Source organism: Psychrobacter sp. SHUES1 (assembly GCF_001652315.1).
Lineage (GTDB): Bacteria > Pseudomonadota > Gammaproteobacteria > Pseudomonadales > Moraxellaceae > Psychrobacter > Psychrobacter faecalis.
This window is the reverse complement of the sequence record NZ_LXWA01000064.1, coordinates 46,686-59,801: the sequence shown is the minus strand read 5'-3', so window position 1 is coordinate 59,801 and position 13,116 is coordinate 46,686. Positions and strand designations below refer to the sequence as shown.

Annotated in this window: 10 protein-coding genes; 4 read left to right on the top strand and 6 right to left on the bottom strand. The window is 44.6% G+C overall.

Going from position 1 to position 13,116, the window contains the following annotated elements; all coding sequences use genetic code 11:
* Positions 1–96: 96 nt before the first annotated feature.
* Positions 97–2,694, bottom strand: coding sequence for an endopeptidase La (gene lon, locus A7325_RS08945; protein ID WP_156508525.1), 2,598 nt, complete (start codon positions 2,692–2,694; stop codon positions 97–99).
* Between the two features lie 347 nt (positions 2,695–3,041).
* Here lon and A7325_RS08940 point away from each other — a divergent pair, with 347 nt between their 5' ends.
* Positions 3,042–4,415: a Na+/H+ antiporter family protein gene (locus tag A7325_RS08940; protein ID WP_068407169.1), complete on the top strand. Its 1,374-nt coding sequence runs from the start codon at positions 3,042–3,044 to the stop codon at positions 4,413–4,415.
* A 516-nt stretch (positions 4,416–4,931) separates the two neighbouring features.
* On the opposite strand, the gene A7325_RS08930 is transcribed toward A7325_RS08940, so the two are convergent.
* Complete coding sequence (locus tag A7325_RS08930) at positions 4,932–5,903, bottom strand: 5-formyltetrahydrofolate cyclo-ligase (RefSeq protein WP_156508524.1); 972 nt, start codon at positions 5,901–5,903, stop codon at positions 4,932–4,934.
* 141 nt (positions 5,904–6,044) lie between these two features.
* Between A7325_RS08930 and fumC the strand changes: the two genes are divergently transcribed.
* Positions 6,045–7,448, top strand: a complete 1,404-nt coding sequence (gene fumC / locus A7325_RS08925) for a class II fumarate hydratase (RefSeq protein WP_068407164.1) — start codon at positions 6,045–6,047, stop codon at positions 7,446–7,448.
* Between the two features lie 433 nt (positions 7,449–7,881).
* Entirely contained in the window at positions 7,882–8,313 is a 432-nt protein-coding gene (locus A7325_RS08920; protein ID WP_068407161.1) for an adhesin, read from the top strand.
* A gap of 86 nt (positions 8,314–8,399) precedes the next feature.
* Here the strand turns inward: A7325_RS08920 and A7325_RS08915 are convergent, their stop codons facing one another.
* The 4 genes from A7325_RS08915 to A7325_RS08900 form a co-directional block, all read right to left on the bottom strand.
* Positions 8,400–9,212, bottom strand: a complete 813-nt coding sequence (locus A7325_RS08915; protein ID WP_068407158.1) for a MipA/OmpV family protein — start codon at positions 9,210–9,212, stop codon at positions 8,400–8,402.
* Between the two features lie 76 nt (positions 9,213–9,288).
* A complete protein-coding gene (locus A7325_RS08910) occupies positions 9,289–10,287 on the bottom strand; it encodes a rhomboid family intramembrane serine protease (protein ID WP_068407155.1) in 999 nt (332 codons plus the stop codon).
* Between the two features lie 264 nt (positions 10,288–10,551).
* On the bottom strand, positions 10,552–11,739 hold the full coding sequence (locus A7325_RS08905; protein ID WP_068407152.1) for an alpha-hydroxy acid oxidase: 1,188 nt from the start codon (positions 11,737–11,739) through the stop codon (positions 10,552–10,554).
* A 36-nt stretch (positions 11,740–11,775) separates the two neighbouring features.
* Positions 11,776–12,093 carry a glutaredoxin family protein gene (locus tag A7325_RS08900; RefSeq protein ID WP_068407149.1) on the bottom strand — a complete coding sequence of 106 codons (318 nt, stop codon included), beginning with the start codon at positions 12,091–12,093 and terminating at the stop codon, positions 11,776–11,778.
* Positions 12,094–12,325: 232 nt separating this feature from the next.
* Between A7325_RS08900 and mtgA the strand changes: the two genes are divergently transcribed.
* Positions 12,326–13,012 (top strand): monofunctional biosynthetic peptidoglycan transglycosylase, encoded by a 687-nt coding sequence (gene mtgA, locus A7325_RS08895; protein WP_068407146.1) that lies wholly within the window; start codon positions 12,326–12,328, stop codon positions 13,010–13,012.
* The last annotated feature ends 104 nt before the right edge of the window (positions 13,013–13,116 follow it).

The following is a 13,116-nucleotide window of genomic DNA, read 5'->3' as shown; positions in this document are numbered from 1 at the left end:
TAGAGAGATTGTTTTTTATTATTGCCAAAAAAGAGCCGCCCATCATGACGATGAGCGGCTCTTTAATTTGTAAGACTGGATTAGTAACTAATCAGATTAGTTATGCAGCGCTTTGCCTGAGGTTTTATCAACCGTCACTTTGGCAGGTTTCAGCGGCACTGGCATACTGACCAATGCTACTTTTAATATCTCATCAATCGTCGCTACTGGCTGGATGGTCAATCCTTCTTTGACATTATCAGGGATATCGGCCAAGTCACGCTCGTTGGTCGCTGGAATCAAGACGTGCTTGATGCCACCGCGATGCGCAGCTAGCAGCTTCTCTTTGAGACCACCGATACGTAGGATTTTACCGCGCAAGGTAATCTCGCCTGTCATCGCAATATCTGGACGAATGGCAATGCCCGTCAAGGCAGAGACCAGCGCTGTCGTGAGCGCACCACCAGCCGATGGACCGTCTTTCGGGGTCGCGCCTTCTGGCATATGCACGTGGACGTCAGTAGTTTTAAAGGTCTCGTAATCAATCCCTAAGCTGTCACCGCGGGCACGTACTACGCTCATGGCAGCACGAATCGACTCTTTCATTACATCGCCGAGTGACCCTGTAAAGCTCAGCTCGCCTTTACCTTTCATCGCCACCGCTTCGATGGTTAATAGCTCGCCACCGACTTGTGTCCAAGCAAGCCCAGTCACGCGACCAATCTCAGGCTCTTCTTCTGCTAGACCGTAGTCGTACTGATGCACACCTAAATAGTCATCGATGTTTTTGTCATCGACTACTACCAGCTCACGTTCGGCTTTTTTCGGAGCACGTGCACCATGGGTTTCAACCGAACCGCGAACCACTTTACGGCAGATTTTATTGACTTCACGCTCAAGGTTACGCACACCTGCTTCACGCGTATAGCTACGCACGATGCTGTGCAATGCCGCTTCAACGATTTCAATTTCACCTTCTTTCAGGCCATTATTTTTAATCGCTTTTGGTACAAGGTATTTCTGCGCGATATTGACCTTTTCTTCTTCCGTATAACCCGGCAGACGAATGACTTCCATACGGTCAAGCAGGGCAGGTGGAATATCCATGCTGTTAGCGGTACAGATAAACATCACTTGCGATAAATCTAAGTCCATATCTAAATAATGGTCGTTAAAGGTATCGTTCTGTGAAGGGTCTAATACTTCAAGCAATGCTGACGCTGGATCGCCGCGGAAGTCTTGCGCCATTTTATCGATTTCGTCTAATAAGAATAGCGGGTTTTTAACTTCGACTTTCGCCAGTGATTGAACGATTTTACCTGGCATCGCACCGATATAAGTACGGCGATGACCACGGATTTCCGCTTCATCGCGGACGCCACCAAGTGCCATACGTACAAACTTACGACCCGTTGCGCGCGCAATTGACTCACCCAATGAGGTCTTACCGACACCCGGAGGACCGACTAAACAAAGAATCGGACCGCGCAGTTTTTTCACCCGCGATTGTACGGCAAGGTATTCTAAGATGCGGTCTTTCACATCTTGCAAGCCATAATGGTCTTCGTCTAAGACAGTTTTCGCTTTATCTAAATTGATAGACACTTTGGTCGTCGCATTCCACGGCGTATCCAAAATCCATTCAATATAGTTGCGCACCACTGATGATTCACTCGATGCAGGCGGCATCATTTTAAGTTTTTTCAGCTCTTGCTCGGCTTTTTTGCGCACATCTTCTGGCAAGTCAGCATCTTCTAAACGCTGCTCAAGCTCAGCCACATCATCTTCATCGAACGCGCCGTCATTCATATCTGACAGCTCGTTTTTGATGGCTTTCATCTTCTCGTTTAAGAAGTATTCGCGCTGATTGTCTTCCATTTGCTGACGAACGGCATCTTGGATATCTTGCTCGATATTTTGCTCAGCGCTTTGTTTAACGAGATATTCGGTCAAGGTATTGATGTGGGTTTTGATATCGTCTTCTTCTAAGAACGACTGCTTAATATCCAAATCCATCGACACGCGGGTTGAGATAAAATATACCAGCTCAAGCAAATCATCGATGCGTTTCGCCACGCGAGTTAGCTCACGAGCATTACGCAGACGAGCATCGGCATAGCCTTCAAATAACGTCGTTAAGGCTTGAATGGTGTTTTTTTGTTGGCTCTCACTCATGCTGATATCGAGATCAGCACGCGTAAAGCTTGCCATCAATAGCTCGTCGTGATTTTCAATATTATCAACGCGCGCACGGTATTGACCTTCGATCAATACTTTGATGCAATTTTCATCGCTATCATGCGGCATAGTGCTGACGATGCGGCACACCGTTCCGTACTGATACAAGTTATCTTGATCAATATCTTCGGTTAGCGAGTCTTTTTGCGCCACGACCAATACTTTATTGCCATACTCAGCTTGTGCCAATTCCACGGCTTTTACCGACGGCGCACGGCCGACAAATAAGGCAATTTGCATATGCGGATAAACAACCACATCACGCAATGCTAGTAGCGGCAGATAACTCTCTTCGCCATCTTTTGCCTTAACGTTTTCAGCTTCGATGTCTTCAGCGCTGTCTTGAATAGTTTCAGACGCCGAGACGTTTTCTAAGGTATCGTCAGATGAAGTATTTAGCGCCTTATCATCAGCAACGTTAGATGAAACGTCGACATCGATGTCGATATTGTCTTGGGCAATTTTATGTTCACTCATATATTCTTCCTCGTTCACCAGACTTGTAAAGTCAAGTTAGTGGTTCATGTTTAGATAAATGGTGTTGCTAAATGAAATTGCAAGGCTATATGACGAGCCGTCATGACAATCATGACAATATTGCGTCTTTATTTGCAGGGTCGCTCCTGTCTGCTCAGTTTTGCGCGTGGGATTTATAGCTAAAATCAGGTAAAATGACGCGCGTCTTAACCGCTCCGTTCAAATAGCAACTATATGGGTTAACGTGTGAGTTAAAACGCTAGGGCGAAATAAATAGGTCGGCAATGTGATAATAGCGTGCCAATAGTCAATAGCGGACCAAAAAACATAGGGTAAGGGGCGAGAATATGACCATCAATGCGGTGCTACTAGCGGTAGTCATCATGCTAGGCCTGTCTTTGGCGCGGGTACACGTGGTACTCAGTTTATTAATCGGCGCGCTGGCAGGTGGGCTGATTGCGGGTCTTGGTATGACCGATACCTTGAATGCCTTTCAAGAAGGTATCCGTAATGGCGCGCAAATCGCGTTGTCTTATGCCTTATTGGGCGCTTTCGCGGTAGCGATTGCGCATTCGGGCTTACCGCAGTCTTTGGCAGGGGCGGTGATTAAACGCATTGATGCTGGCGGGGCAGGTATAGGTGCAGGCGGCATGATTAAATACATGCTGTTTGCAGGGCTCGTCACCATGAGCTGCTTTAGCCAAAACTTAATCCCGATTCATATCGCCTTTATTCCTCTGCTTGTACCGCCTTTATTGCTTGCCTTTAATCGCATGCAAATCGATAGACGCCTAATTGCCTGTCTGATTACTTTTGGTCTGGTGACCACTTATATGTTTATCCCTTATGGCTTTGGCGATATTTATCTTAATCAAATCATGCTTAAAAACGTCGGTGAAGCCGGTATTGATGTATCGAATATTTCGGTCACCAAAGCTATGGCGATTCCGGCACTTGGTATGCTCGTTGGTTTGCTAGTGGCGGTATTTATCAGCTATCGTAAGCCGCGCCAGTATGCCCAATTAGCCATTGATAAAGAGGCTCGCGATGCGGTAGTAGAAAAAGACGCGTTAAGCAAAACAGCTGCCGATGCCCAAACGCAAAGTAAAATGAAAACCATCGTCGCGCTAATTGCTATCGTCACAGCCTTTGTCGTACAGCTCTATACCGATTCATTATTACTCGGCTCAATGTTTGGTTTTGGCGTCTTTATGGCAACGGGCGTGGTCAAATGGCGTGACGCCGATACGGTCTTTAATGATGGTATCAAGCTGATGGCGATGATTGGCTTTATTATGATTACCGCCCAAGGCTTTGCCGAAGTGATGAAAGCGACCGAACAGATTCAGCCGTTGGTTGATGGCGCGGCATCGTTGTTTGCAGGTAATAAAGCGATGGCTGCATTTATTATGCTACTCATTGGCTTGATTGTGACCATGGGTATTGGTTCGTCATTCTCGACTATTCCTATTTTGGCGGCGATTTATGTACCATTATGTATCTCTTTAGGGTTCTCACCTTTAGCAACCGTGGCGATTATTGGTACAGCTGGCGCGCTTGGTGATGCCGGTTCGCCTGCGTCAGACTCGACGCTTGGACCAACCTCTGGTCTAAACGTTGATGGCCAGCACGACCATATCAAAGACAGTGTGGTACCAACCTTTATCCATTACAATATTCCGTTATTGGTATTTGGTTGGATTGCGGCGATGGTGTTGTAAAGCTATCAAAGTTAAGTAGAGTTTGGTGTAGGCTAGATTTTTAACCCAGCTTTAAAATATCAATTACCTTGTTATTAAACTGATTCTCTACGAAAAAATCGCCTTAAAAAAAATAAACAGACCTGCCGAAAGCAAAGCAATAAAAATAGTAAAGATGACAGGAATGTCCAAAAAATCATCCCACCTAATGACGGCGGTGCATGCATCGCCATCATACCGAAACCAAATAAAAATAAAATGCTAGTCAACAGCATAGCGAAGAACTTCCAGCGACTATCCATATATACATCCATAGTTACCAGTAGGCTTAAGTGAAACAGCATCGCCATTATTAATATAACGACTAATTCTATAGGATAGGGGTGCGGAGGAGGAATATTCTGAACGTGAAGTAAATAGGGATCTGTGCTAAAACCTAACGTGATAATAAGACCGACGAAAATGATCCACAAGATAGTAAAAACTACCCTTAGTGGTTTTGAGCGAAAGTAGCTCATTGTTGCCTTTGCAAACCCTTTATGGGTCTTTATTGTCATCTTCAAAATCCCCAATCTCACCAGTTAAACTAGCCAAAAAAGCATCACTGTCAGCCAGTAATTCATTTAAGCGTTTCTTATTAACCACCTTTGCTAATTCGTCGGAGCTAAAGGCTTGTTCTTGACTGTAGTAGAGCTTCTCTCTAGCGTCATCATTTCCCAATGCTCGTAAGTACGTATCAACACTATCAGCGCTAGATGCTTTGTCATGGCGGCTTGTAATCTGATTTCGTTTAAACCACCTCAAGCCACTTGGCGTAATTATGCCATCTAATGGTACATCCCATGGTTGACGTTCTAATTGCTCAACCACTTGAAAATCATAGCACCAACCAATTTTCAATGGTTTTTTTAACCCCGCTCGATAGCTTTCACCAAGCGTTGTATCATAAAAACCGCCACCCATCCCCATACGATTGCCATTTTTATCAATCGCCACGAGCGGACAGATAATCACATCTAACTCACGCGCCCAAAGTAACCTGCGGTGGTGATTTTGCTTCATACCTAAGCTATGAATGCGTGACGGTACATTCAATAGTTTTTTATGATAAATAGGTACAAAGCGCAGCCGTTTATCCACATTACCCTTATCATCGCGACCGAACGAGCCAACCACCGGCAGATAAGATAAATAGCCTAAGCGTCGACACCAGTTCAACAGTGGCTGAGTGGGCAGCTCACCAAAGCCATCATAATATAAGCCAATACGCGCACGTGGTAGTAAGCGCTGTTGCAACTTGATTAAATGCAAACTTACCATGCGCGCATATTGTCTGCGCTCGCCAGCCGTTAATTGCCGACGCTGGCGGGTAAATTGTCGTCTGGGTGGATTAGTCAAGCTATCAGCGACTTTAACCTCCTTTTTAGAGCGAGCGTCATCAGCCGATAACTGAGATAAAGAATCAGATAATGCAGTAGCAGAATGTTGTTGGCTGGTGTTTTTAGACATCAGTTAGCCTCACGGACTTGGAGAAATTTGTGATAAGTCATGCTATCATAACGCCACTTTACATCGTATTTTCCTTTATGTGCAGCGTGTGTTGCACTTTTTTCAAAGCAGCTATACAACAAACCATCAAAGAGGGTAGTTATGTCGACACAGAATCAGGCAACTCGTACCGAAAAAGATACCATGGGCAACGTGGAAGTCCCAGCTGACGCTTATTGGGGTGCGCAAACTCAGCGTAGTCGCGAGAACTTTAAAATCGGTGGCGAGACCTTGCCACGCCCGATGATTGAAGCAATGGCATTAGTGAAAAAAGCCGCTGCGATTACCAATGCGAGCCTTGAGCGTATCGAAGGCGATAAGCGCGATTTAATCGTCCAAGCTGCTGATGAAGTTATCAACGGCGGTCTAACGGATCAGTTCCCGTTAGTTGTATGGCAGACGGGTTCTGGCACCCAATCAAATATGAACATGAACGAAGTATTGGCCAACCGTGCTAACGAAATCGCTGGCAATGAGCGCGGCAGCTATACGCCGATTCACCCGAATGACCATGTTAACCATGCACAGTCTACCAACGACAGCTTCCCAACCGCGATTCGTGTTGCTGCTGCTCGTCAGATCAATAGCCTGCTTATCCCAGCGGTAAAAGCATTGCGCGATACGTTAGATGCTAAAGCCAAAGAATTCGATAGTATCGTTAAAATTGGTCGTACCCATTTGCAAGACGCGACGCCTTTGACCCTAGGTCAAGAATTTAGCGGTTATGTCAGCCAGCTTGACCATTCATTAACTCGTATCGATAACGCGCTACAAGGTCTATATGAATTGCCACTAGGCGGCACAGCGGTTGGTACAGGTCTAAACGCCCATCCTGATTATGCGGTAAAAGCGGCTGAGCAATTGGCTGAATTAACAGGCTTACCGTTTGTCACTTCACCAAATAAATTTGAAGCGCTAGCCGCTCGTGATGCTGAAGTATTTGCTTCTGGCGCACTCAAAACGCTAGCTGGCAGCTTAAATAAAATCGCTAACGACGTCCGTTGGTTAGCATCAGGTCCTCGCTGTGGTCTAGGCGAGTTGACGATTCCTGAAAATGAGCCAGGCTCATCTATCATGCCGGGTAAAGTAAACCCAACCCAGTCAGAAGCAATGACCATGGTCGTCGCGCAAGTGATGGGTAACGACGTCACCATCAGCATGGCAGGTGCGTCAGGTAACTTTGAGCTTAACGTTTATAAGCCAGTGATTGCCTTTAACTTGTTGCAATCTATCAAGCTATTGGGTGATGCGTGCAATAGCTTTAATGAAAATTGTGCGGTTGGTATTGAGCCAGTCAAAGACAAAATCGATGACTTCTTGCATAATTCATTAATGCTAGTGACTGCTTTGAACCGTCATGTCGGTTATGAAAACGCAGCAAAAATCGCCAAGACTGCTTATAAAGAAAACAAAACTTTGAAGCAAGTTGCCGTTGAGCTAGAACTATTAACTGAAGCGCAGTTTGATGAGTGGGTAACCCCTGCTGATATGGTGCATCCTTCTTAAGTCGTTGACCGAATAACGACCTGCTACGGTGTCAGACTCGCTTAATGTACGACAGGTGCAATTTGCGCTCATCTTCCTTGTAGCAGTGTGATATTTGTTCCACTGAGAAGTCAGTTATTTGAAAAGACCTTGCCATCCTTTATAGAGGAATGAGCAGGGTCTTTTTTTTGCCTATGAATTAAGGCGCATACATCGCGCGCAACAATGTCTTACGCTCAGACAACAAGCATACTAATAGTTATAACAGCGCAAACAAAAATTTTAATTAGAATATGTGTATAGATAAGGGCTCGTGAATGAAAGTTTTAAAAAAAATTTTAAATCACGACAAAGATAATAAGAGCGAACGATTAGACTAACTAAAAATAGTTCGCCGCTAACGTCCATATTTTTCTTATCTATGACTATTCTATTTATATCATTGAGGTAATTTATGAAAAAGTTAACTGCCGCTCTATCATCAGCGGGTATTATGATGGCGATGTTGGGTTCTGGTTCTGCCATGGCTTACTCGGACCAAGTGATGGAGCCAAGCGAGAGTTATGATACCGCTGTTAAAATTAGACAAGTCAACTATACTTGCCAAAGCGATAAGAAAATCAGCGTGACTTACGGTTTTAACAAAGAGTATTTACCGACCTTTGCAGAAGCCAATCTAAATGGCAAAAAAAGATTTTTACCAATTAACTTAGGTCGTTCTGACGATGTCGATACCGTGTTTGGTGATGAAGACAACTTTAGTACTATGACGGGTGCGCTGCGTTTGAATAACTATCATAAATCATCGGCTAATATCCAAAACGCTAGCCGTGAAATCCTTTATAAAGGCTGTAATGTTGCCTCTATCAAAAAGCTTAAAGGCTAGTTTTTAGCAGGTTAATAGAGTTAGATAAAAAAAGACCTTGTCATATAATGTGGCAAGGTCTTTTTTTATTGCATATACGTGCTTAACTAAAATTTATAAAGCAATCCTAGCGTCGTCGTGGCATCCGTACGCGAGTCAACCATTGGACTATCGTATTGTTCATTTGGCAGATAGCTTAAGCTTTGATTGGCAAATCCTGCCCAGCGCTCATTAAAGTCATAATTAGCGCTAATATTGATATAAGGGTTTAAGCTATTATTTGACTCATAAGCAGCGACGCCTGTCTTCGCTGCCTCTTGCGCACTAACGCCATAATAATAGTTATTGTAGTCAGCATCATGATACTCAAAGCCAATGCTTGGATAGACGGTCAGCTTATCTTTAGTAATTTTAGCAAGATAGGTCAAGCGCGCTGTATTACCACCACTTTTATCTAACACGTCAGTCGCGACTTGCAGGCGGAAACCACCAACAGGCGTACGGCGCAGATAGGATAGACCGGCAGCGGCTGAGGCTTTACGCTCATCAAGACCTTGCAGGGCGCCAGTTGCATCGTCAGGGTCGAACTCGCTGCCATCGAGCTGAGCATAAGCGGCTAGCTGATTGGTGCCATCATTGATGATATAAGCGCCCGCTTGCGCACCGCGTGCGTAGATTCTGTTGTTATCATAAAACACACCCGGCAATACTTTTATGTCGGTGCTGTCTTCCAAATCATAAGCCGACTTGACTGCCATGACGTTGACGCCGACGCTTAAAATGGCATCTTTATCAGTTGGTAAGTTGTTTTTAAAGAGGGCGGCGTTAGAGATGCTGGCGACACTAAATAGGGCAGTGGCGGTCAATGCGCTAAGGACAGTGCGCGTCAACGGTTTCGATAGCGCTGATGATTTAAACATGATTTGCTCTCATAAGTGGGTGGGATAAATGATAAAAACAGAGTCGATAAATAGAATAATAAATAAGTCTGGCATTTTACTCAATGGCGGCGAGCACTTGTAGTATTTGCTGATGAATATCTTGCCACCACCATATAAAACCAATACTGATCAGCAGCATGACCAGCCACGGTAGCAATTGCCAAATAAACGTCGATTTGGTCACTGTTTGTTGTTCGTTAATTTTGCTGTGATTAAGGGCTGCTTGATTAGCATAGCTATCTAAGGGTAAGTTTACAGCAGAGTCGTGATTAAAACTGCTGTTATTATCAAAACTACCCCCATTATCAAAGCGAGGAGCGTGGGTAGAAGTAGGGATAGAAAAGTCAGTATCGCTACTTGTTGGAGAATTGATATAAGTAGTCTGATAAATGTCTTGCGCTGCGCTAGGCACATTCTGTAGCGTAGCAGCCAAGCGCTGACGGTAGGCGATAGCAAACGCCAATGCAATCACCAATCCTGTGACCGCGCCGCCAATATGACCGGCATTATCAATGCCCGGTACGGCAAAGCCATATACCAAATTGATGCCCATAATAATGATTAGGCTTTTCAGATTGAGCACCATGCCATTGACTGATATTTTAAACAGCGCGGCTATCAATAGCGCGGCACCGATACCCATGATACCGCCAGACGCGCCCGCTGATAGCCCAGGTTGACCAGTGCCATCCAAAATACCTTGCCACGTGATATAATTGTTCAGTAAATTACCACCGATTGCCGCCAGTAAAAATAACGCCAAAAACTTCGCTGAGCCAAACATCGGCTCGGCGATTTGCCCAAAGAAATACATGGCAAAACCATTAAACAATAAATGCATCAGACCGATGTGCAAAAAGGCACTACTTGCCAAGCGCCATGGTTCATTATCCATAGTATAAGGCAAAGCATTGGCGCCCCATTTGAGCAATGCTTCAGTCGATGGATTGTTAGCATCGACGCCGCTCAGCACCTGCATGATAAATAAGCCGATAAAGCTTATTAATAGCAAAGTGGTGACGGGCGCGGTTTTTAATAATTGTTGAATGGTCATAAACGCAAACTATCAATAAAAAGTGATGAGTAGAGTATAAAGGCTAGGGTTAGGGCGTGTCACCCATAAGTGGGTTATAGTCGATTCAACTGCAAAACGATATAGGGTTGCTAGAATAAATTTTTCGAAGCCTCTGGAGTGCGAAGCACACAGCAAGCAAGGAAAATTTATTCTAGCAGCATGCTATTTTGAACATATCCTTTTTAGATCAAATTGAATATATCAATATTTAATAAAGCTGGGTTTTTAATAAGGACTGGCTTTTTAATAAGCATGAGTTTTAAGATTCTCATAAGTGCCTTTAACCAAAATGTCATCCGTCACTTGATTGATATCGGTATGACCACAAAACGCCATGCTGATATCACACTCGTTATAAATAAGCTCTAGCGCACGGCGAACACCATCTTCACCATAAGCGCCAAGTCCATACAAAAACGCGCGACCAATCATTGTACCATTGGCGCCTACAGCGAGTGCTTTGAGCACATCTTGACCAGAGCGAATACCACTATCGAGCCAAATCTCAATATTGCTATTTTCCGCTCGTACCGCTTGCACGATATCAGCGAGCGCGGCAATGGAAGACAACGCCCCATCAAGCTGACGGCCGCCATGGTTTGAGACGACTAATGCATCGGCACCGCTACGGGCAGCCATGATGGCGTCTTCAGGTTCCATGATGCCTTTGATAATGAGCTTGCCGCCCCACATATCTTTAATGCGTGCGACGTCATCCCAGCTTAGCGCCGGGTCAAACTGTTCAGCCGTCCATGCCGAGAGCGATGAGATATCTTCGACGTTTTTGGCATGACCGACGATATTGCCAAAACTATGACGTTTGGTGCCGAGCATATTCATGCACCATTGCGGCTTGGTCATGAGATTCAATATATTACCAAGGGTAGGTTTTGGCGGCGCGGATAGACCGTTTTTGATATCTTTATGGCGCTGTCCGAGCACTTGTAAATCCGCGGTTAAGATAAGCGCGGAACAATTGGCCGCCTTAGCGCGGCGAATCAGATTTGCCATAAACTCTTGGTCGCGCATCACATAGAGCTGAAACCAAAACGGCGCACTGGTGTTTTCTGCGATATCTTCGATAGAGCAGATACTCATGGTTGAAAGCGAGAAGGGCACGCCAAATTTCTCCGCTGCCCGTGCGGCGTGAATCTCACCATCGGCCCACATCATGCCAGTAAAGCCAGTTGGGGCGATAGCAACGGGCATTTTGACTTTTGAGCCTAGCATGTCCGTGGCAAGCGAGCGCCCTTCCATATTGACCAGAACCCGTTGGCGCAATTTAATACGGTCAAAGTCGGTTTCATTATTGCGATAAGTGGTCTCAGTCCATGAGCCTGAATCGACATAATCATAAAACATCCGTGGTACTTTACGCTCGGCAACACGGCGCAAATCCTCGATTTCCGTTATTTTCTTTAAATCTTTCATAGGTTTCTCATTATTATCATTTTTATGTTGTCTGTTTTATGACGCTACTAATAATTGCTGCAAATCCAACACTGAAAAAGGATAATTTAGACGTTTTGATGGCGTCAATATCACAGGAATCGTGGTAGCAAACTCCATCATCAGCACCTCATCAAAATCAGCAATATCAACATACTGATAGCGTATCGGCTGCACCGCTTGAAATTGGCTGAGTAGGTGTTCAGCGACGTCACAAAGATGACAGCCAGTCGTCCCGAGTAGCCACCATTTATCTTGATTTTCAGCCGTACCAAGATTGGGATTGGTGGCAATCATGTGTGCCCGTAACATTGCTACCGTATTACCATTAGCCATATTTACACTCTTATTCTTATGTCTGTTTGCCGTATTTATCGCCAAGCATTACTTTTAAATTTTTTAAAGAAAAATATTCGTAGCACTTGGCAGTATTTACATGATAAAGAAATAGGGTAAATAATGACAGCGATTGTGAGATTAGGTAAGATGACCTGCTATTTATGATTAACGCGTTAGTGTTAACAGTTTATTATGTTGACTATTTTTCAACCACTCGGATATCGCTCGCATGGCAAGTTTTGGTACATTTCTCAAACGCTTATTATTGGCATTCATGTTGTTGGTGGTGACATTCCATATACTGGTCGCAGGTCTGCTGTTGATTTGGAAAACTCAGCCAATTAATAACAGCATGTTTATGCTGACCCATCGTTTAACGGGCGGTACGGTCACGCAAACGTGGGCAGAGTATGACGCCATTGCCAAATCTGCCAAACAAGCAGCGATTGTCAGTGAAGATTCGACCTTTAGCCAGCATAATGGCTTTGATATGAAAGGCATTAAGGCGGCACAGAAAAAGAACGAAGAAACAGGCAAAATGTCAGCGGGCGGCTCAACAATTACGCAGCAATTGGCCAAAAATTTATTTCTTACCTCGCATCGCTCTTATACCCGTAAAGCTGAAGAAGCGATTATCACGGTAATGATAGAAACCTTTTGGGATAAGCAGCGCATTTTGACCGCTTATCTCAACGTCGCTGAGTTTGGTAACGGTATTTACGGTATCGAAGCCGCCGCCCAGCATTACTTTGATAAATCAGCGGCCAATCTAAACCGTGACGAATCGGCTTTGCTCATCGCCATGTTGACCAATCCAAAATACTACGAAGGTCATCAAAGTGACAAACGCTTGCGCAACAAACAACGTATCATTAAAAAACGCATGAAAAATGCCGTCTTACCGCAATCCGCTTAGGAAATGATTGGCTTACAATACAATCAGCTTAGATTGTCGGTTGGCATTAAATAGCGTTCATAAAAAATAAAAGATGACGGCATATCGATCACGTAAAGGATTAA

Coding starts and splice junctions, on each gene's coding strand:
- lon (WP_156508525.1), bottom strand. CDS start 2,694: ATGAGTGAACATAAAATTGCCCAAGACAATATCGACATCGATGTCGAC.
- A7325_RS08940 (WP_068407169.1), top strand. CDS start 3,042: ATGACCATCAATGCGGTGCTACTAGCGGTAGTCATCATGCTAGGCCTG.
- A7325_RS08930 (WP_156508524.1), bottom strand. CDS start 5,903: ATGTCTAAAAACACCAGCCAACAACATTCTGCTACTGCATTATCTGAT.
- fumC (WP_068407164.1), top strand. CDS start 6,045: ATGTCGACACAGAATCAGGCAACTCGTACCGAAAAAGATACCATGGGC.
- A7325_RS08920 (WP_068407161.1), top strand. CDS start 7,882: ATGAAAAAGTTAACTGCCGCTCTATCATCAGCGGGTATTATGATGGCG.
- A7325_RS08915 (WP_068407158.1), bottom strand. CDS start 9,212: ATGTTTAAATCATCAGCGCTATCGAAACCGTTGACGCGCACTGTCCTT.
- A7325_RS08910 (WP_068407155.1), bottom strand. CDS start 10,287: ATGACCATTCAACAATTATTAAAAACCGCGCCCGTCACCACTTTGCTA.
- A7325_RS08905 (WP_068407152.1), bottom strand. CDS start 11,739: ATGAAAGATTTAAAGAAAATAACGGAAATCGAGGATTTGCGCCGTGTT.
- A7325_RS08900 (WP_068407149.1), bottom strand. CDS start 12,093: ATGGCTAATGGTAATACGGTAGCAATGTTACGGGCACACATGATTGCC.
- mtgA (WP_068407146.1), top strand. CDS start 12,326: ATGGCAAGTTTTGGTACATTTCTCAAACGCTTATTATTGGCATTCATG.